This is a genomic window from Cedecea sp. Ae19-4, assembly GCF_059801165.1.
Map to the genome: position 1 here is coordinate 258,068 of NZ_JBCHWG010000003.1, position 20,435 is coordinate 278,502.

Genomic DNA, 20,435 nt, shown 5'->3' on the forward strand with positions numbered 1-20,435 from the left:
GCCTTTATCGCCCCCAAACGGGGGCGATAAAACGTATTACTGAACGCGAGCCAGCGCGACGGCCTGCCCTAATTGCCATACCGCCATCGCATAATGGGTGCTGTGGTTGTAGCGGGTAATGGCGTAGAAGTTTGGCAGCCCGTACCAGTACTGGTAACGATCGCCCATATCCAGGCGCAGCAGGCTCACTTCCTGATGGTTGCCCAAAGCGCCCTGCGGGCTCAGGCCGGACTGGCCCAGCGCCGCCACTGAGTATTTGGTGTTGAAGCCGTTAGCCAGCCCCGGTACCTGCCCATTGGCCGGCACGGCAACCATGTCGCCCTTCTCCCAGCCGTGTGCTTTGAAATAGTTCGCCACGCTGCCGATGGCATCTTCCGGATCCCACAGGTTCACGTGCCCGTCGCCGTTGAAGTCCACCGCGTACTCTTTAAATGAGGAAGGCATGAACTGCCCGTAACCCATTGCTCCGGCGAAGGAGCCTTTGAGCGCCAGCGGATCGTCCCCTTCATTACGCGCCATCAGCAGGAAGGTTTCCAGTTCGCCCGCAAAGTATTGCGCGCGGCGCGGATAGGCAAAGGCAAGCGTCGCGAGAGCATCCACGATGCGTGTTTTACCCATCACGCGGCCCCAGCGGGTTTCAACCCCGATGATTCCGACGATGATTTCCGGCGGCACGCCATAAACCTGATAGGCGCGGTTCAGGGCCGATTCATACTGGTTCCAGAACTTAACGCCGTTCTGTACGTTATCCGGCGTGATGAATTTAGCGCGATAGCGTAGCCATGCCCCGTTCGGCCCGGCAGGCGGCGCGGTCGTCGGTGCCTGCTGATCCATCAGGCGCAGCACGTAATCCAGACGTTTGGCCTGGGACAACACTTCATGCAGCTGGCGACGGTCAAAGCCATGCTCATTCACCATTTTGTCGATAAACTTCTCTGCTTCCGGGTTGTAAGCAAAATCACCGGTTTGCATAAAGACATCGTGCTGTGGCTGGAGCAGGAAACCGCCAGACGGCGTGCCGCTGGTCGTCTGCTGTTCGGCGGTTTTCGGCTTACTGCTACAGGCAGAGAGTAAAACCAGCATAGGAAGAAGTGCTGCGGCTGAATAACGCATCTGATGGGCTGTCCCTGTGAATGTTCGCGAAAGTTTCGCAATAATGGTAATCCATAATTACTCATCTGAATATGTCTCTCTGGCCCCTCACGTCATACTCGACGGGTCTCTGGTCGCGACTTATTGGCAGCCCGGAGATGAATCTTCCCTCTGCCAAACCGCCGCAATGCGTTACCAGAAGCGTCGGCAGGGCATATCATTTAAAAAAGTGATCTAAATTGATATAACCGTTCAAAATAGCGAACAATAAGTCCTGAGATGAACAATAAATTTCAAGCGATGGAAGTCTTTGTGCAGGTGGTTGACGCCGGCGGATTCAGTCGTGCGGCGGAAGCCATGAAGCTGCCCAAAGTGACGGTGTCGACGCTGATTAAGACGCTGGAGACAACGCTGGGGGTCAGGCTGCTGAACCGTACCACACGTCACTGCAGCGTCACCGCGGACGGTGCCGCCTACTACGAACATTGTTTACGCATTTTGACGGAGATTCGCGTAGCGGAAGAATCGCTCTCAAGCACCAGGCTCAGTCCAAAAGGACGGCTGCGGGTCGATGCCCCCACCGGTCTTGCCAGCGAAGTTCTGGTGCCCGCCCTGCCTGATTTCTTTGCCCGTTTCCCTGACATCAGGCTAGAACTGGGCTGCAGCGATCGCTCAGTCGATCTGATCGAGGAGGGCGTAGATTGTGCCGTGCGGGTCGGCGAGCTACGCAACTCTAGCTTGATTGCACGTCGCGTGGGCGTTATGCACTACATGACCTGCGCGGCCCCGTCCTACCTGAAGTGTCATGGCCGCCCCCTGCACCCGGACGATCTGGTGCATCATCAATGCCTGAATTATTTTTCGCCCCGCACTGGCCAGATTTTTGATTGGCATTTTTCCCGTGAGGGGGAACGTATCAAGCGTACTCTCACCGGCCCCATCGCACTGAATGACAGTTATGCATATACCGCGGCTGGCTTATCCGGCCTGGGCATCGTGCAAATGGCGGCGTTCCTGATGGAACCCATGCTGAAAGATGGCCGTTTCGAGTTGATACTCGACGACTGGAGCAATGATCCGATGCCTATTCATGTGGTGTATCCGCAGAATCGCCATCTATCGACCAAGGTCCGCGTTTTTGTGGAGTGGATTGTCGAGCTTTTTGCGAAGCATCCAGGTATGGCCCCGGCGACAGCCCGTCGTGCCCGTCGCACTTAATTTCTCATGTCATGGCGTTGAGTTGCCACTGGCCCCCACCTCTTCGAAAACGATCCCACCTGCCTTGACCCCGCCCCGCACATCCCAGCTAGCTTGAAGCCGGAGCCATAGCCCTACCCGGGAGGGTAACCCGACCGGGAAACTCTCCTGCCGGCTGGACATATCTTGAAGCTCGAGCCCCGAATTGGCTGCCTGTCATTGTTCGCTATTTCGAACAGTCATATCCATTTACATGGCTTTTTCCGACTACAGGCCATGTTTAAGATGGCCGCAAGAAAGCCGCCAAAACGGCAAGGCAATCTGACTTTGACAACCAGCCGCAGAGCGGCTTCTGGAGGATCATATGATGGGCAAAACCGTAAACGGTATCAACGTCGCCGACCTACAACAATTCGCCCAGGACGTGCGCGACAACCCGGCCAGGGGCGCAATCCGCTTCAACGTTAAAACGAAATGGCAGGGCCAGACGCGGACGGTAGCGAGCGTCGATCATTACGAACTGGGGGGCGAGAAACACGCACGCCATTTCGAGATTGCCGCCGACGAACCGGCCCAGCTGCTGGGACAGAATACCGCGCCTAACCCACAGGAACTGCTGATGGCAGCGCTAAACGCCTGCATGTCAGTCGGCTATGCGGCGAATGCGGCCGCCATGGGCATCACCCTCCACAGCCTTGAAATCGAAACTGACGGTGAACTGGACCTGCGAGGTTTCCTGGGCCTGGATGACAGCGTGAATCCCGGCTATGACGAAATCCGGTATGTGGTGCGCCTGCGCACTGATGCAACCCGCGAGCGGGTTGAGGAATTACACGCCCAGGCGACAAGAACGTCGGTCAACCTGGCGAACTTCTCCCGGGCGATCCGCATGGTCGAAACGCTGGAAATCCTCGAACCATAACCGCCAACAAGCTCAACATTAAATCTGAGGACTCATGAAACTCTATTACTCCCCTGGCTCTTGCGGGCTTTCCCCGGCCATCGCGCTGCGAGAGGCGTGCCTTGCCTTCGATCTGGTCAAAGTAGACTTCGCCACGAAGACGACTGTCGAGGGCAATTATCTCGATGTGAACCCGAAAGGCTTCATTCCGATTCTGGTGCTCGATAACGGTGACTTGATTACCGAAGGTGCAGTCATTCTGCAGTGGATCGCCGACCAGAACCCCGGCCTTAACCTGCTGCCACCCTTCGGCACGCAGGAGCGCTATCGCGCGCTGGAATGGCTCAATGTCATCGCGACCGACCTTGCTAAAGGGATGTCGACGATGTTCCAGCCCTTTTTCGACGATGCGGCGAAAAACCGCTACGCCGAAGGATTCCTCAAAGGTCGGTTCGCCTTTGTTGAAGAGCATCTGTCGAACAACGACTATGTGCTCGGCAACGAATTTTCGGCACCTGATGCCTATCTCTATAACGTACTGAACTGGCCGCCGCGCGTTGGGATCGACATGTCCGTTTACCCGGCCATTGAGCGATTCATGCGGCGCATGGAACAGCGCCCCAGCGTTCAGGCCGCACGCGCGGCAGAAGGTCTGCCCCCGCGCTGAGCAGTAAGTAGATCGCAAGCCGCCGGCCAATACCCGGCGCCGGCGGCAGCGGTTATTCATTCGGGGTTCAATGCCTCAGCGGCGCTCTAATTTCCCATCAAACAGCGCCGCGCTTTATTGTTTCCAGGAGTCCAGGATGATCGTTGAAAAATGCAATGGGTTATCGGTGCAGATCCTGCCCGTTCTCGAAGATAATTATATTTTCCTTATAGAAGATTTACGGACAGGTGCCCTGGCCGTCGTTGATCCAACCGAGGCCAGTCCGGTACTGGATGTGCTTGAAGGGAGGCGCGTAGATCTGATCCTTAATACGCACCATCATTGGGACCACGTTTCAGGCAACACGGAGATCAAGCGAAAAACAGGGGCACGCGTCATTGGCCCGGCGGCCGAAGTGGATGATATCCCGGGTATCGATCGGGGCGTGATCGGAGGCGATACGGTAGCATTGGGGGAGCATATTGCCCTGGTTATCGACGTGCCGGGGAATACGAGCGGGCACATCGCCTTTTGGTTCAAGGAGGCCGGGCTTCTCTTTTCCGGCGACACCATCTTTCATCTTGGCTGCGGGCGTGTCCAGGAAGCTGTGCCGGCCCAGATGTGGACTTCGATCGATAAAATAAGATCGCTGCCGCCGGAAACGCTCATCTATTCCTCGCACGAATACGCCGCCGACAATGCCCGCTTCGCGCTCACAATCGAACCAGACAACGCCGATCTGCTGAAGCAGATCGCGCTGATAGAGGACAAGAGGCAAGCGGGCATGCCGACCGTTCCATCGACACTGGCAACGGAGCTCGCGGCCAATCCGTTTCTACGCGTCGATCGGGCTACCATACGTTCCCGATTGGGTTGCATGGAGAGCGCCAACTGGGAAGTCTTTGCCAAACTACGCCGTATGAAAGACGCTTTCCGGGAGCTAAAAAATCTGTGAATGGTTTCGGAAATTTTTAGCTCACGTCGATATAACAGGCTAAACGAGATAGCTAAAGCTCTGTTACGTCCAAAAGTGGCGTAACAGATGCATAAGCCGGTTATTAAAAACCGCCACTCGTTGCCCAATGCCAGCCGGTTGAAGTTTCCTGGGAGGGAAGATTCAAAGACACACAGGTGGAAAGTAAAAGCGTTTGTTTATGCTGTCTGCCCTCTTAAGTACCCAAAAAGCAACTGAACCAATTCCCGCTTCAGCGCCGATGAACCGGTCAATCCGCGCAAGGCCGCCTGATGCACAATCCCTTCAATAGCAGCGGATAATGTCCACGCCGCTGTCTGAATATCTTCGGCATTCCGTCGCGCCCCATACCGGGAAACAAGGGCGAGGTAGTACTCGTTATACTTTTTTTCAAATTCGGCGTGAGCCGAAATAGCCTCGTCGCTCCGGGGGGCTTCTTCCACCAGGGCCCGATGTAGAGCGGGATGTGCCCCATGTACCGACAGCATGCCTTCGATCAGCAGGTTGAAGCTCTGGTTCACATCCTCGGTATTTTCACTGGCAGCCTGCAGGGCGTTGATAACATCGCTGAAATGCTTCTTTCTAATGGCCTCTACGAGTACGAGCTTGTTGGGAAAGTATTGGTAAAGCGACCCGATGCTGACACCCGCAAACTCGGCCACTTCATTGGTGGTGAAGTATCGCCAGCCTTTTTCACCTAAAACCTGAGTCGCAGCCTCGACGATCGCGCTCACTGTCGCCTGAGAACGCTTCTGCTTTGGGAGCTTCCGCATCCCGTTATCGCACGGCTGAATGCGAGTAGACATCACTGTGCCTCCAACTCAAAATGTGAACTCCAGGCTCACATTATACAAGGATTGGTCAGGTGCATCCTCTGCCAGCCACAAGCCGTGAACTCCGACTCAAGGTCAGACCCACCAGCCGCCCAAAGGTTTCTGACTTTGAGATAGTCGAAGTGGCTTTACCCGTTGCACAAAACGATGAGGTTCTGGTCAGGAACCGTTATTCGCGAGTCTCCGCCTCGCTGCGCATGATGATCAGCGAGGGCGCCGAAGCCATCCCTGGCGTACCGTTTCCGGCGCTGAAGCCGGGCGACACTCTGGCGGAGGAAACGCTCGGCGAGGTCCTTTCTTCTCCCCCAGGGAGTGAACTCAGGCCGGGCGATCGGGTTCGGCATTTCATGGGCTGGCGCGAGTATGCCGCCGTCCCGCTCGCGGAGTGCGTCCGTGTTGATAGCCGAGTTTATCCGGACGTCGCCAGCCTTTCGCATGGCTCGACGGCTTATGCGGCATTGACGCGAGGCGTTGAAATCAGGCCCAGTGATACCGTCCTTATCACCAGCGCGGCCGGCGCAATAGGCTCTATGGCCGGGCAGATCGCCCGACAGCTTGGCGCTGGACGAGTGATTGGCAGCACAAGCTCCAGGCAAAAAGCCGAACGGCTTGTTAAGGAATTAGGTTACGACGCGGCGGTGATTCGGGGCCGCGGCAGCGATGTGGCACAGCTGCGTGAAGTCGCTCCGGAAGGTGTTGATGTCGTGCTCGATTGCGTAGGCGGGGAACAACTGCAGTCAGCCATCGTGGCTGCACGCCCAGGTGCCCGAATTGCGATCGTCGGGGCTCTGTCGGGCCAGCTCGCTGATGCAGGAACGGGACGGGAAGCCCCCGTCGAGCTAGATTCAGTCCAGATCCTCCTGAAAAAGATCACGATACGCGGATACAGCGCTGACGACGACCCGGATGCTCACGCGGAATGGGATACGAGATTTGCAGAATGGCTTCAAACAGGGGATATCGTGTTTCCACATGTCATCGTCAATGGGATAGAGCGGGCGCCAGAGGCCATTCAGGCTATTGCGGAGGGCAGATACTTCGGCACCGTGTTTGTCGAGTTTTAGGGCTTGTCATCATGTTGCCGTAAGCATACCTGCCTGGGTGCCACGTGCTATTTAAGCTTTGTGGTTTTTCAGCCCCGACAGGTACGCTTCACTGCCAGATTCTTCAAAAATTATGAGAGCGCAGGCGGTTGTATTCCACCAGCCCTTGCTCTGTCAGGCTTCACCGGCTGGCTGACTAAAGCGTCGATGTTCGCCGTCTCGCGCCCTTCTGCCGTTAAAATAGCACCGGCAGCCCCAGCGCACGTTTCACTTCGTCCGCCGTTTGCTGCGTCAGCGCTCGCGCTTTCTCACTCCCGGCTTTCAACACCTCAAGCAAATAAGGCTTATCTTCGATAAAGCGATTTCGCCGCTCTCTGATCGGCGCCAGCAGGTTTTGCAGACAGGTTTCCAGCTCGTTTTTACACTGCCGATCCCCCAGCCCACCGCGCTGGTAGTGCTCTTTCATCGCCTCAACGTTCTCTTTGTCTTCATGGAAAGCATCCAGATAGGTAAACACCACATTGCCTTCAATTTTTCCCGGATCGTTGACGCGCAGATGATCCGGGTCGGTAAACATGGCGCTCACGGCCTGATGAATCTGCTGTTCGCTGGCGGAAAGGGTGAGCGTATTGCCCAGGGATTTTGACATCTTAGCGTTACCGTCAATGCCCGGCAGACGGCTGACCGGGCTGAGCAACGCTTTGCAGGGGGTTAATATCGGCGTCGGCGTCAGGCTATTCATCTTGTGCACAATTTCATTGGCCTGTTCGATCATCGGCAGTTGATCGTCCCCCACCGGCACCAGGCTGGCTTTAAATGCGGTAATATCCGCGGCCTGGCTTATCGGATAGACAAGAAAACCAGAAGGCAAAGAGCGAGCAAACCCCTTCTGGGCTATCTCGCTTTTTACCGTCGGGTTTCTTTCCAGCCGGGCGACGGTCACGATGTTCATATACAACATGGTGAGTTCGGCCAGCGCTGGCAGAGAGGATTGCAGGCAGATTGTGGTTTTCTGCGGATCAATGCCAACCGCCAGGTAGTCCGCCATCACCTGCAGAATGTTTTCGGCGACTTTCTCCGGGCGGCTGCCGTTGTCGGTTAGCCCCTGAAGGTCGGCGACCAAAATGTGCTGCTGGTGCTCATCCTGAAGCTGAACGCGTTTACGCAGTGAGCCGACGTAGTGCCCAAGGTGAAGCTGGCCGGTTGGACGGTCGCCGGTAAGAATGGTTTGCTGTAAAGCGTGTGAACTGCTCATAACTGCCTCCTGAGGCTGATAAATCTTGCCGGAGGGCGAGCAGTTAAACGAAATAGCCGCCTTCCGGCGGCTATTAGAAAAGGGTGAACGAATTCCTGCCGCCTCTAAAGAGACAGCCACCAGCGGATAACGATAAGTGCGGTGTGATTTATGTTCATTCGGCTACCCTATCACATTTCGCGATGGTTTCCGTAGCGGGATTTAAAAGTTTATAATTTCCCCATCGTTCGCAAGATGCCCTCGCGACGAACAGATAAAAAGGAAAGTTGGGAATCTATGGTTGTTATGAATGATCCTTCGCCAGGCGTCCTGTCGGTTTTTGATTTTGACGGCACGCTGACCCATAGCGATAGCTTTGTCCCGTTCCTGCGGTTTGCCTTTGGGCGCAAAACCTTCGCGAGCAAGATGATGCGTATGGTCATTCCGACGCTCAAATGCCTGCGCCGGAAACTAACCCGCGATGAATTAAAAGAAATCCTGATTTCAACCTTCTTAACCGGCGTGAATGAGCAGTGGGTTAAGGATAAAGCCGAAGTGTATTGCGCGAAAAACTTCGAAAAAATGATGCGCCCGCGTGGGCTGATGGCGGTTGCCGCTGAGCTTCGTTCTGGCGCTGAAGTTACGCTGTGCTCTGCGTCTCCGGCCATCGTGCTGCTGCCGTTCGCCGAACGTCTGGGCGTGAAGCTCATCGGCACTCAGCTTGAAGTGGTGGACGGCGTGTTAACCGGCCGCATTAACGGCCATAACTGCCGCTGCGATCAAAAGATTCAGCGTCTGGAACAGATTTATGGCCCGCTTAACCAGCTGCACTTGCGCGCCTGGGGGGATTCAAGAGGGGATTATGAGCTGCTGACCGCAGCCAGGGATTACCACTGGCGCCACTTCCACCGCGCCAAATCTCGTCGTCGCTCACCTATCGAAAGATTACGCCTCGACAAACATCTCTGAATCTCGTCATCAGGACGCCCTCGCCCGAAGGCGTCCTTCATCCTGTTCAGTTCTTACTGTCGCTTGATTCCGCTTTTGCCGGGAACATGACGCTGAGGATGATGCCCACGGCCAGCACGCCCAACACAACGTACAGGCTGGCGGTGGCCGAGATGCTGTACCCGTGATGCCAGATATGTTCGCTGGCGTTAAGCCCGAGCTTAACGGCGATAAAGAACAGCAGCACCACCACCGCTTTTTCCAGGTGAACGAGATACTGTTTTAACGCTTCCAGCACAAAATACAGGGTACGCAAGCCAAGTATTGCAAACATCATTGCGCTGTAGACGATCAGCGGTTCACGGCTGACGGCAATAATGGCCGGGACAGAATCAAAAGCGAACATCACGTCAGACAGTTCAACCACCGCCACGCAAAGCATCAGCGGCGTAGCATACAGCGTGGCTTTTTTTACTCGCCCAACGGTGATGGCCTGGTTTTCTGGCTTCGCCAGCTCGTGGTCAACCTCAGCCTGGTTAAGCAGGAATTTGCGCCCGGCAAGCTTTGGCCAAAGAGGGAAAAAGCGTTTTACCAGCCGATAAGCCAGATGCTGAGAGTAGTCCTCAACTTCGTCCTCTCCATCGTTGCCTTTGAGCATCATCACCGCCGTCCACGCCACAATCAGCGCAAACACGATTTCAACATAAGGCCCCAGCGACAACAGCCCGGTGCCGATGGCCACAAAAATGCCTCTGAAAACAATCGCGCCGATAACGCCCCAGTACAACACGCGGTGCCGGTAGCGATCCGGAATGCCGAACCAGGCAAAAATCGCCATCATCACAAACAGGTTATCGACGGAAAGCACCTTCTCAAGCGCGTAGCCGGTGACAAACAGGCTGGCGACTTCTGCGCCGTGATGAAGATATAAAAAACCGGCAAAAAGCATTGCCACTGCAACCCAGAACACCGACCACAATGCGGCACTTTTAAGCGAGATGGGCTCGTCTTTGCGGTGCATAAAAAGGTCGATAAAAATGGCACCCACCGAAAGCGCAAGAAATACCGCTACCGTTTCGGTCGGGAAGCCAATATGTGTAGATATCATGTTTTATCCTTCAGGAATGACGGAGGCAGCTTCGGGGGATCCGAGTGCCGCCTCACTCCATTCAGGATAAGACCTTCAGGCAAAAATGGTATATTTTTTCTGACATTGGCGAATAAACCGACGCCTGCATTAAATTGCTCGCGCATCCCCCGCGTACTGCGCTACCGCCTGTTGTAACCTCGCCGTCTGGCTGTCATTGGCCGGGCTTATCATCGCGTAGTTATAGCGGCGATCGCTCCAGTACTGCGCGGTCAGGTTATCGGCCTGTCGCTCCCCTTTCCCCAGCGTAAACATGCCGGAGGGCCGGATATAATACGCCACGCGCGTGCCCTGAGCGTCCCGGTAGACCACCAGCGCCGCCGGCCCCTGCTCGGTTACCATTAAACGCCCGCCCACCAGCGTAAAACCGTAATTATCGAGGTCTGGTGCCAGCGCCCCGTTAATAAAGTAGCGACTCATCCAGTTATTCACCTCCGCGCGATCGCTGGCCACAACGTCCAGCGCTTTCACGCTGCCACTGTTCACCAGACGATAGGCCTGCACGGCATCTTCCATCGGCAGAATTTGCCGCAGAACTTCGCTGGCATGCAGCTGCCACCCGGCCACGCCGCCCATGCCGACGGAGAACAGCAGGCTAAAAGCAACGGCTAACCGCCACCGGCGAGTGCGCTGGATTTGCTGCCGCGCCCGCTGTACTTCCGAAGCAGGGGCAGAAACCTGTGGCACAAATTCGTCCAGCGAAAGACGTAAACGCCGGGCATCGGCCTGCCATTTTTTGACCTGTGCGGCCTGCTCGGGGTGCTGCTGCAAATAGTGCTCAACCCACTTTTTGCGCTCGTCATCCAACTGCCCGTCAACCCAGGCATGGAGATCCTGCTCGTCAGGTATGCGCGATTTCATTTTAATCTCCTTAACGCCGGGGTGGATGGCGTGCCTTCATCCCATTTTTGCAGCTGTTTTCTGGCTCGGGACAAACGCGACATCACGGTTCCCAACGGAATATCCAGCGACTCAGCCGCCTCTTTATAGCTCAAACCTTCTACGCTGATGAGCAGCAGTAATGCGCGCTGCTCCACGGGAAGCTGGCTGAACATCGCCAGCATATCGTCGTTGATCAGCATCTCCTCCGTTGACGCGGCCACCGGGTGTTCATCGCCGGTAAACAACGACAAAATACGCTGATAGCGTCTTTTTCGCCGCTCGCCGTCAATGAATTGCCGGTAGAGAATAGAGAACAGCCAGCTGCGAAGGCTTTCCCTTGCCGCCAGATTCCTCTCGCGGGTAAATGCTTTCTCAAGGCAGGACTGCACCAAATCCTCCGCGGCATGAGGATTCCGCGTGAGCCATAGGGCGAAACGCTGCAGATGCGGCAGCATTTCCCGTACTTCCTGTTCGCTCAGTTTTGACATGATTTACTCCACTGGCGATGTTAGCCCCGGCCTTTGTAGCCCGTCATACTGCTGAACACGCCATCACGCAACAGCAGCGCATGAAATAATGCGGCGGTCAGATGCAGAATTACGATGACGAACAGCAGCAGAGCAAGCCAGGTATGCAGCGGCCGAAGCACGGCATAAAGCTCAATATTTTTCGCCACCAGCGCCGGTAGCGTGATGCCAGTCCCCAGCGTCACAGGATAGCCCGCGGCAGAGAGCATGGCCCAGCCTACCAGCGGCTGGGCTACCATCAGAAGATAGAGCAGCCAGTGGGATAAATGTGCCAGCGCTACCTGAAAACCTGGCAGATTCGCCGGGAGCGACGGCGTTTTATAACGAAGGCGGAGATAAACCCTCAGGATAACCAGCAGCAGAATGGCAACGCCAAGCGGTTTATGCAATGAGTATAAAAAAGCGTGTAATGCCGACACCGTGGACACCATCCCCACGCCGATAAACAGCATTGCCACGATCATCAGCGCCATCGCCCAGTGAACGACGCGCAGCAGAGGGTGAAAATACGTCACTTTGCTCATAACCGGCCCCCTTTATTTACCTGAGCTTCTTCATGCGTGCGGCGATTGAAGGATGATGAATAAGCCGCAGAGCGCGCGCTAAGCAGCGGATCGTCTGAGCCAGAAATACCTTCCGGCAAGATCAGAGGATCGTAGTTGATGTCCCGGCAGTTGCCGTCAGCTTGATCTTGTGCGGTAGTGAGCACCAGCGTGCCTGCGTTAAGTTTTTGGTGGCTATCGGGCCAGGCTTTTGTCGCATCGTTAATCACATCGCCCTTTTCAGCCACGCTGATAATCAAATCCCATTTCAGCGGCCCCTGCTGCAGGCGCTGCTTGATGTCCTGCTGCAGGAACATAGGATTCGCTTTGTCCTCCGCCGTCACCGGCACGCCGGGGGTTTGCGACTGCATACTCCAGCGCACGCCATGAACGTCCCCAGTTTTATTGGTAAATAAGAAGGCGTTCAGGCTGTTGTAGCTGTCACTGGCCCAGCTCGACGTCGGCACATAGCCCTTCACCCAGGCAAAAAACGGCTTTGCCTCCGGGTGAGCGCTGATAAATGCTTTCATTTTGGCTGGATCGGGTTTGCCCGTTTTAGGATCGGGAATACCCGCCATTTGCTGATCGTAGAAGCCCTGCGGCGTTGCGACGCTAAAGAACGGCAGCGCGTTCATCCCGGTACGCCACTCCTGGCCATCACGGGTGATAAACTGCAGCGCCATACTGCGCACTGGCACCGCACCATCGGGCGCGTTGGGGTTACCGCCAGCAATTGCCAGGCGGCCAATGACCGGCGTATTGCCCGGCAGGAACACCGTTGCTTTCGACAGCGCGCTGGCGCTACCGTTGGAGTCAAAATATCCCACTACACAGACCCCTTTGGCATGATTGCGGCGGTAGCCGGGGTGCTCTCCTCCCGTTTTTTCCAGCGCATTAACCAGCTTGTCGGGGGATAAACGCCCCGGCGTCAGGGCCCCCCACGCCCAGGCAAACAGCAGGCAGAGGGCTAACGGAATGGCGACTATCACGGTGCCACGCAGTAAAAATTGCTGCGGGTAGCGTAAATTTTTAAACATCGCGCAGAAAGACGGACGAGGTTCTCGCATAGGATCGGCTCACAATAATGAAACGGTATTGGGTTTTGGAGCACATAGGACGAACGAAATGAGCATTTATTCCCAGGTAATTAAAAATTTTTATCGTCCGTATTCCACTATCAAAAGCAGGGGAATGATTGTTATTACTTTTTATATATTTCGGGAATGTGAACATTAAAAACACCGGTTCGGCCTTTTTCTTCAATAGGTAAAAAAGTTAAATTTTAAAAAAATAATAAACTTTTGTTAGCAGACGTAACGAACGTACCGAGTGAATGATTACAAGTCATCGACGCCAAGTTTAAAACATAGAAATAAAGTGAAACCACAAACTAAAAACAACATCATTTAACTTAGGGAGAGAAAAAATAAAAGCCATTGTTAGTTATGGAATAAAGTATTTCATCGCTACCAACACTGCGCGCATCGTTAAAAATCCGCCCTATTGACAACTTTTTGCCTGCAGATTAATTTCCTTTCCACCCTGTAAGCCAGCAAGACAACTTACCCTCCTGTATCCACTGCAGGAAAATACTCCGACAACACCATTAACATCACGCTCAATATTAATTAAAAGAGAGTTATTATGTTTAAAAACCTTTCCGTAGGTTCGCGAATAAGCGGCAGCTTTATCATTATTTTATTAACGCTGATTATGCTGACGCTGGTGGCGATTATGCAGGTAAATAAAATAAACAACGCGTTGATCGCCATCAACGATGTCAATAACGTTAAACAGCGCTACGCCGTTAATTTCAGGGGCAGCGTACATGACCGTTCAATTGCCATCCGCGACGTGACGTTGGTGCCGGCAGGCGAACTGCAGGGCGTTGTGGAACACATCCGCAAGCTGGAGCAGGATTACCAGGCCTCCGTTCAGCCGATGGAAGGCATCTTTGCCCAGGGCAGCGACGTGACGCCCGAAGAGCGTACTCAGTACGAAAAGATAAAAGAGGCCGAGCAGCAAACGCTCCCGCTGGTGAATGAGATTATCGCTCTTCAGCAAAAAGGCGATGTGGAGGGCGCGCGCCAGGTCATCCTCAATCAGGCTCGTCCTGCTTTTGTTAACTGGCTGGCCACCATTAACGGTTTTATCGACATGGAGACTCAGCTTAACGACGCTTTGGCTAATACGGCGCGCGGTATTGCGCGAACATTTCACCTTCTGATGCTTACCCTGGCGCTGGTTGCCGTGGCGATTGGACTGCTGATCACCTGGTCAACCACACGCAAAATCACGCTTTCCCTCGGCGGTGAACCGGTTGATTTACTGCGTATGACCAACGCCATCGCCGCCGGAGATCTGACGCAAACGCCCGAGCTGCGTAAAAAAGATTCCAGCAGTATTCTGGCCTCGCTCAGCCATATGCAGAATGCGCTGCGCCAGCTGGTGCTGGAAGTTCGCCAGAACGCAGAGGGTGTGGCGAGCGCCAGCGCGGAAATTGCCAAAGGAAGTAGCTCGCTTTCTGCAAGGACGGAGAACCAGGCTGCGGCGCTACAGCAAACATCAGCGGCGATGGATCAGGTGGCGAGCACGGTGCGGAACAATGCGGAAAGCGCGCAGTACGCCAGCAAACTTGCCAGCTCTGCCGCCAGCGAAGTCACCCAGGGAAGTGAAATGGTGCAGGGGATCGTCAGTACTATGGAGGAGATCACTCAGGAATCCGTACGTATTGCGGACATTACCTCTGTGATCGAGGGGATCGCTTTCCAGACCAACATTCTGGCACTGAACGCCGCCGTTGAGGCCGCCAGAGCGGGTGAACAAGGCCGGGGTTTTGCCGTTGTCGCCACTGAAGTTCGAGCCCTTGCTCAACGCTCTTCCAGCGCCGCGAAAGAAATAAAAGGCCTGATTACCGGCTCAGTGCAGCGGGTAAACAGCGGGGCGCAGGAGATCGATCAGGCGGCGGAAACCATGAGCAAGATTTTAACCACCGTCAGCCAGGTGAACAGCATTGTGAACGAAATTGCGCATAACTCAGCAGAACAGGCGACCGGCGTGAATGAGGTTGCCCAGGCCGTTGCGCAGATGGATAAAAACCTGCAGCAGAACGTCGCGCTGGTTGAGGTGACGTCCTCCACGGCAACCTCTCTCGATAGGCAATCTCGCGTTCTGCGTGAAACCGTCAGCGTTTTCCAGGTTGCTTCCTGAGCCTACAAAGTACGGGGAATCGCCATTCCCCGTTTTTTTATTTCGGGAAATTAATCACCAGGTGGCTATTGTCGTCTTTCTCGTTCAGCGAACAGCCTGGGGCTTTACCACTCGAGTCGAAAGAAACCACAGGGCCGGGACGCATATCTTTAGGGCCTTGTTCACGGCTATGGTGAAAATGACCGCCGCCGCCCCAAACCAGCGTTTTACGTGCGCCAATGGCACGCTCTTCTTTTTCTGCCGCAGCGTTCCAGGCAATATTGAGCGCCAGCCGTTTGTTCATGTATTTGATGGCTTCCATCGGCGTTTTCGGCGCAGCGCCGGGAATATGGCGGTCAATGCCGGCGACGGAAATACCCGCTTTGTGCGCTTCATAAAGTGCCCCGGCAACCTTATCTACCCAGGCCTCGCCGTGTTTTGACCAGGCGTTCATGATGAAGTTTTTTGTCGCCTCTTTGCCATGAGCCAGCGCTTCGTGAAACAAGGCGTTATCGCTGTATTTCACAAACTCTACCGCCAGCAGATCCACACCAGCCTTTTTCAACTCGTGAATGGCATGGCCGACAAATTCAGGGATCGCAAGCTGACCATGCACGTCGCCCAGGTAAGCAAGCTTGTTATCCCGGAACAGGTTAGCCAGGGCCTGAACGGGATCGTTTACCGGCGGCTTAATTTTAATATCAGGGTGGATCCTTCCGCTGGTGTTAAGAGCGGCGGGCTGAACGCGATTTGACTGACCGACTGCAGAAAACATGGTTATCTCCGATGTTGGGATGTTTTCTGATAAGTGGGTCACTGAAAATTGAGTTCCTGAAAACAGGGTCAAAAAGATGTGTCTAAACGCAACATCCGGCAACTCAAATACGTTGCCGGATCGGGCGGGATCTATCTTTTATAGTAATTATTAAGGCTTTTAATGTAGTTCATGCAGCCCATCACGCTGGGATCGGTGCTGTTGTATTTATAGTCTTTGATAATGCCTTTGCTGTCGGTAGAGATCTGAATTTTGCAGCTGTAGTTAACCGGTACAAACGTGGTTTGTGTTGTCGTGGCCTCAAACGGTTTACCGTTGACCGTACCGGTGGTCGTTTGCGGCGAAATATAAGGCTCGGCTCCCGTACTGTTCGTTATCCACGTATAAACTTTCGTGTCGTCAAACGTTTGCTGATTATCGGGGTAGCCTAATATCTTAAATGCGACGGTTTTATCCTGGCCCATGAGGCCACGCAAACCCTCATCAAGCTGTTGAAAAGAAACGCACCCCGTCACTGCCAGCACGCCCGCAAGTACCCACTTTCTCATAGACACCCTGGAATTTAACCGTTTAAACAGAATGAAGGCGAAAACGTTCGCCAAACTGCGGTATTACAGCCAGCCGCCGCTAGAACATATCAGAACAGCAACGCGTTGCGAGGCTTTCAGCAATGTCGTTTAACCGCTGTTTTCCTGCCTTTGATACTCCGTTATCATGGGCCATCTGCGGGGCGATTTCCGCGTGCAGTTTACGCCGTATTAGTGAGCAATAATGAGAACCAGAAACATCACTAACCACTTAAAATTCAACGAAATGGATATCATCACTCCATGAGTACTAGCGAAACCTTCGACGCCCACACCCCCATGATGCAGCAGTATCTGCGTCTTAAATCCGAGCACCGTGACATCCTGCTGTTTTACCGTATGGGTGACTTCTACGAGCTGTTCTATGACGATGCCAAACGCGCTTCTCAACTGCTGGATATCTCCCTGACCAAGCGTGGGGCTTCAGCGGGCGAACCTATTCCAATGGCGGGCGTGCCTCATCACGCGGTGGAAAATTACCTGGCTAAACTGGTGAACCTTGGTGAGTCCGTGGCCATCTGCGAACAAGTTGGCGATCCGGCAACCACCAAAGGGCCGGTTGAGCGTAAAGTCGTTCGCATCGTCACGCCGGGCACCATCAGCGACGAAGCGCTGCTGCAGGAGCGCCAGGATAACCTGCTGGCGGCAATCTGGCAGGACAGCAAAGGTTTTGGCTATGCGACGCTCGACATCAGTTCCGGGCGCTTCCGCCTGACCGAACCGGAAGACCGTGAAACCATGGCCGCCGAACTTCAGCGCACCAATCCGGCGGAGCTGCTGTATGCGGAAGACTTCGCTGAGATGAGCCTGATTGATGGCCGCCGTGGCCTGCGCCGCCGCCCGCTTTGGGAGTTCGAGATTGAAACCGCGCGCCAGCAGCTAAATCTGCAGTTTGGCACTCGGGACCTGACCGGCTTTGGCGTCGAGAACGCCCACCATGGGCTTTGCGCCGCCGGCTGTCTGCTGCAATACGTCAAAGATACCCAGCGCACTTCCCTGCCGCATATCCGTTCCGTGACCATGGACCGGCAGCAGGACAGCATCATTATGGATGCAGCCACCCGCCGTAACCTTGAGATCACCCAGAATCTGTCCGGCGGCGTGGAGAACACGCTGGCCTCGGTGCTGGACTGCACCGTGACGCCGATGGGCAGCCGTATGCTCAAACGCTGGCTGCATATGCCGGTGCGTAACGTCGATGTGCTCACCCGGCGGCAGCAAACTATTGCGGCCCTGCAGGAGCGCACCGCAGATATTCAGCCTACGCTGCGTCAGGTCGGCGACCTTGAACGTATCCTTGCCCGTCTGGCGCTGCGCACCGCTCGCCCACGCGATCTGGCACGTATGCGTTATGCCTTCCAGCAACTGCCCGCCTTGCGCGAGACCCTGTCTGACGTAAGCACCGACTACGTGCAAACCCTGCGCGAGCAGATGGGTGAATTTGTAGAGCTGCGCGAATTACTTGAGCAGGCGGTTATCGAATCGCCACCGGTGCTGGTGCGCGACGGCGGCGTTATCGCTCCCGGCTATAACGAAGAGCTGGACGAATGGCGAGCCCTGGCCGATGGCGCAACTGACTACCTGGATCGCCTGGAAATTCGCGAACGCGAACGCCTGGGCCTTGATACGCTGAAAGTGGGATTTAACGCCGTGCACGGCTACTACATCCAGGTCAGCCGCGGCCAAAGCCATCTGGTGCCGATCAACTATGTTCGCCGCCAGACGCTGAAAAACGCCGAGCGCTACATTATTCCTGAGCTGAAAGAGTACGAAGACAAGGTCCTGACTTCCAAAGGCAAAGCGCTGGCGCTGGAGAAACAACTTTACGATCAGCTGTTTGATTTGCTGCTGCCGCACCTGGAAGCGCTGCAAAAAAGCGCTACCGCGCTGGCGGAGCTGGACGTGCTGGTGAACCTGGCCGAGCGCGCTTATACCCTGAACTACACCTGCCCGACGCTGACGGACAAGCCAGGCATTAAGCTGGTCGGTGGCCGCCATCCGGTAGTGGAACAAGTGCTCAGCGAACCGTTTATCGCTAACCCGCTAAACCTTTCCCCTCAGCGTAGAATGCTGATCATTACCGGCCCGAACATGGGCGGTAAAAGTACCTATATGCGCCAGACTGCGTTAATTGCTTTGCTGGCCTATATCGGCAGTTTTGTGCCAGCTCAGCAGGCAGAAATTGGCCCGGTTGATCGCATCTTTACCCGCGTAGGCGCTGCCGATGACCTGGCTTCCGGTCGCTCAACCTTCATGGTGGAGATGACAGAGACCGCCAACATTCTGCACAACGCGACCGAACACAGCCTGGTCCTGATGGATGAGATTGGCCGCGGCACATCGACCTATGATGGCCTGTCGCTGGCCTGGGCCTGCGCCGAAAGCCTGGCCAACCGTATTAAGTCGCTGACGCTGTTCGCTACCCACTATTTCGAGCTGACCACGCTGCCGGAGAAAATGGAAGGCGTGGCTAACGTCCATCTGGATGCCGTGGAGCATGGGGATACCATCGCCTTTATGCACAGCGTGCAGGACGGCGCGGCGAGCAAGAGTTACGGCCTGGCCGTAGCCGCGCTGGCGGGTGTGCCAAAAGACGTGATCAAACGTGCGCGTCAGAAGCTGCGCGAGCTGGAAAGCATTTCCGGCAATGCGGCCGCAAGCCAGGTGGATGGGACGCAAATGTCGCTGCTGGCAACGGCGGAAGAGACATCCCCTGCCGTCGAGGCGCTGGAGAACCTGGATCCAGATTCTCTTTCTCCGCGTCAGGCGCTGGAGTGGATCTATCGGCTGAAGAGTTTGGTGTAGACGTTACCAAACGGCACGCATAAAAAAAGCGGTGATTTGCATCACCGCTTTTTTATTTGAAGAGTCGATTATTCGCGGAACAGCGCTTCGAGGTTCAGCCCCTGAGCCTGCAGGATTTCACGCAGACGACGCAGACCTTCAACCTGAATCTGACGAACGCGTTCACGAGTCAGGCCGATTTCACGACCCACATCTTCCAGCGTCGCAGCTTCATAACCCAGCAGACCAAAACGACGGGCCAGCACTTCACGCTGCTTAGCGTTCAGTTCGAACAGCCACTTCACGATGCTTTGTTTCATGTCATCGTCTTGCGTGGTGTCTTCCGGGCCGTTGTCTTTCTCGTCCGCGAGGATATCCAGCAGCGCTTTCTCAGAGTCACCACCTAATGGGGTGTCTACCGAGGTAATGCGCTCGTTGAGACGCAGCATACGGCTAACGTCATCAACCGGTTTATCCAGCTGCTCGGCAATCTCTTCGGCACTCGGCTCATGGTCGAGCTTGTGGGAGAGTTCACGAGCAGTACGCAGGTAAACGTTCAGCTCTTTCACAATGTGAATCGGCAGGCGAATCGTACGGGTTTGGTTCATGATTGCCCGTTCGATGGTCTGACGAATCCACCATGTGGCGTACGTTGAGAAACGGAACCCACGTTCCGGATCGAATTTCTCAACCGCACGAATCAGCCCCAGATTGCCCTCTTCAATCAGATCCAGCAGCGCCAGACCACGATTACTGTAGCGACGGGCAATTTTTACCACCAGACGCAGGTTACTTTCGATCATGCGTCGGCGGGAGGCTACATCACCGCGCAACGCGCGGCGAGCAAAGTAAACTTCTTCTTCGGCTGTTAATAATGGAGAGTAACCGATCTCTCCAAGATAAAGCTGAGTCGCATCTAGTACACGCTGTGTTGCACCCTGTGACAGCAGCTCTTCTTCTGCAAGGTCGTTATCACTGGGTTCCTCTTCTACAAGGGCTTTTTCGTCAAAAGCCTCAACTCCGTTCTCATCATATTCCGCGTCTTCGTTTAACTCGTTAACTTTCAGCGTATTCTGACTCATAAGGTGGCTCCTACCCGTGATCCCTGGGCAATACACTCAATGAATGTTTTGCC

At 54.9% G+C, this 20,435-nt stretch carries 19 protein-coding genes; 8 read left to right on the forward strand and 11 right to left on the reverse strand.

The window, feature by feature from the left end:
- Positions 1-36: 36 nt before the first annotated feature.
- Positions 37-1,113 (reverse strand): lytic murein transglycosylase B, encoded by a 1,077-nt coding sequence (gene mltB, locus AAIE02_RS19175; protein WP_034809051.1) that lies wholly within the window; start codon positions 1,111-1,113, stop codon positions 37-39.
- Positions 1,114-1,371: 258 nt separating this feature from the next.
- Between mltB and AAIE02_RS19180 the strand changes: the two genes are divergently transcribed.
- The 4 genes from AAIE02_RS19180 (at position 1,372) to gloB (ending at position 4,791) form a co-directional block, all read left to right on the forward strand.
- Positions 1,372-2,310, forward strand: a complete 939-nt coding sequence (locus AAIE02_RS19180) for a LysR family transcriptional regulator (RefSeq protein WP_008458290.1) — start codon at positions 1,372-1,374, stop codon at positions 2,308-2,310.
- Between the two features lie 346 nt (positions 2,311-2,656).
- Entirely contained in the window at positions 2,657-3,211 is a 555-nt protein-coding gene (locus AAIE02_RS19185; RefSeq protein ID WP_008458291.1) for an OsmC family protein, read from the forward strand.
- Positions 3,212-3,245: 34 nt separating this feature from the next.
- On the forward strand, positions 3,246-3,857 hold the full coding sequence (gstA, locus tag AAIE02_RS19190) for a glutathione transferase GstA (RefSeq protein ID WP_008458293.1): 612 nt from the start codon (positions 3,246-3,248) through the stop codon (positions 3,855-3,857).
- A gap of 136 nt (positions 3,858-3,993) precedes the next feature.
- Positions 3,994-4,791 (forward strand): hydroxyacylglutathione hydrolase, encoded by a 798-nt coding sequence (gene gloB, locus AAIE02_RS19195; protein ID WP_498533059.1) that lies wholly within the window; start codon positions 3,994-3,996, stop codon positions 4,789-4,791.
- 197 nt (positions 4,792-4,988) lie between these two features.
- Here the strand turns inward: gloB and AAIE02_RS19200 are convergent, their stop codons facing one another.
- A complete protein-coding gene (locus tag AAIE02_RS19200; protein ID WP_498533060.1) occupies positions 4,989-5,615 on the reverse strand; it encodes a TetR/AcrR family transcriptional regulator in 627 nt (208 codons plus the stop codon).
- A 59-nt stretch (positions 5,616-5,674) separates the two neighbouring features.
- Here AAIE02_RS19200 and AAIE02_RS19205 point away from each other — a divergent pair, with 59 nt between their 5' ends.
- Positions 5,675-6,706: an MDR family NADP-dependent oxidoreductase gene (locus AAIE02_RS19205; RefSeq protein WP_498533061.1), complete on the forward strand. Its 1,032-nt coding sequence runs from the start codon at positions 5,675-5,677 to the stop codon at positions 6,704-6,706.
- 214 nt (positions 6,707-6,920) lie between these two features.
- Here the strand turns inward: AAIE02_RS19205 and trpS are convergent, their stop codons facing one another.
- A complete protein-coding gene (gene trpS, locus AAIE02_RS19210) occupies positions 6,921-7,940 on the reverse strand; it encodes a tryptophan--tRNA ligase (RefSeq protein WP_498533062.1) in 1,020 nt (339 codons plus the stop codon).
- Positions 7,941-8,216: 276 nt separating this feature from the next.
- On the opposite strand from trpS, the gene AAIE02_RS19215 reads away from it, so the two are divergent.
- Complete coding sequence (locus AAIE02_RS19215; protein ID WP_498533063.1) at positions 8,217-8,888, forward strand: HAD-IB family hydrolase; 672 nt, start codon at positions 8,217-8,219, stop codon at positions 8,886-8,888.
- Between the two features lie 46 nt (positions 8,889-8,934).
- Here AAIE02_RS19215 and AAIE02_RS19220 read toward each other — a convergent pair whose 3' ends face one another.
- The 5 genes from AAIE02_RS19220 to AAIE02_RS19240 all read right to left on the reverse strand — a co-directional run bounded on the left by AAIE02_RS19220 (position 8,935) and on the right by AAIE02_RS19240 (position 13,032).
- Entirely contained in the window at positions 8,935-9,975 is a 1,041-nt protein-coding gene (locus tag AAIE02_RS19220; RefSeq protein ID WP_008458305.1) for a TerC/Alx family metal homeostasis membrane protein, read from the reverse strand.
- A 129-nt stretch (positions 9,976-10,104) separates the two neighbouring features.
- Complete coding sequence (locus tag AAIE02_RS19225) at positions 10,105-10,875, reverse strand: anti-sigma factor family protein (RefSeq protein ID WP_008458308.1); 771 nt, start codon at positions 10,873-10,875, stop codon at positions 10,105-10,107.
- Positions 10,872-11,384, reverse strand: coding sequence for an RNA polymerase sigma factor (locus tag AAIE02_RS19230; RefSeq protein ID WP_008458310.1), 513 nt, complete (start codon positions 11,382-11,384; stop codon positions 10,872-10,874). Before AAIE02_RS19230 ends, AAIE02_RS19225 begins: the two co-directional genes overlap by 4 nt.
- A 20-nt stretch (positions 11,385-11,404) precedes the next feature.
- Positions 11,405-11,947, reverse strand: coding sequence for a cytochrome b (locus AAIE02_RS19235; RefSeq protein ID WP_336983586.1), 543 nt, complete (start codon positions 11,945-11,947; stop codon positions 11,405-11,407).
- Positions 11,944-13,032, reverse strand: coding sequence for a catalase family peroxidase (locus tag AAIE02_RS19240; RefSeq protein ID WP_498533064.1), 1,089 nt, complete (start codon positions 13,030-13,032; stop codon positions 11,944-11,946). Before AAIE02_RS19240 ends, AAIE02_RS19235 begins: the two co-directional genes overlap by 4 nt.
- Positions 13,033-13,609: 577 nt before the next feature.
- On the opposite strand from AAIE02_RS19240, the gene AAIE02_RS19245 reads away from it, so the two are divergent.
- Positions 13,610-15,175 carry a methyl-accepting chemotaxis protein gene (locus AAIE02_RS19245; RefSeq protein ID WP_336819582.1) on the forward strand — a complete coding sequence of 522 codons (1,566 nt, stop codon included), beginning with the start codon at positions 13,610-13,612 and terminating at the stop codon, positions 15,173-15,175.
- A gap of 37 nt (positions 15,176-15,212) precedes the next feature.
- Here AAIE02_RS19245 and AAIE02_RS19250 read toward each other — a convergent pair whose 3' ends face one another.
- A complete protein-coding gene (locus tag AAIE02_RS19250; protein WP_498533065.1) occupies positions 15,213-15,929 on the reverse strand; it encodes a Type III secretion system effector HopBA1 in 717 nt (238 codons plus the stop codon).
- Positions 15,930-16,060: 131 nt separating this feature from the next.
- Complete coding sequence (locus tag AAIE02_RS19255) at positions 16,061-16,477, reverse strand: hypothetical protein (protein ID WP_498533066.1); 417 nt, start codon at positions 16,475-16,477, stop codon at positions 16,061-16,063.
- A 282-nt stretch (positions 16,478-16,759) separates the two neighbouring features.
- Here AAIE02_RS19255 and mutS point away from each other — a divergent pair, with 282 nt between their 5' ends.
- Positions 16,760-19,321 carry a DNA mismatch repair protein MutS gene (gene mutS, locus AAIE02_RS19260; RefSeq protein ID WP_498533067.1) on the forward strand — a complete coding sequence of 854 codons (2,562 nt, stop codon included), beginning with the start codon at positions 16,760-16,762 and terminating at the stop codon, positions 19,319-19,321.
- Between the two features lie 68 nt (positions 19,322-19,389).
- Here mutS and rpoS read toward each other — a convergent pair whose 3' ends face one another.
- On the reverse strand, positions 19,390-20,382 hold the full coding sequence (gene rpoS / locus AAIE02_RS19265) for an RNA polymerase sigma factor RpoS (protein ID WP_008458325.1): 993 nt from the start codon (positions 20,380-20,382) through the stop codon (positions 19,390-19,392).
- Between the last annotated feature and the right edge of the window lie 53 nt (positions 20,383-20,435).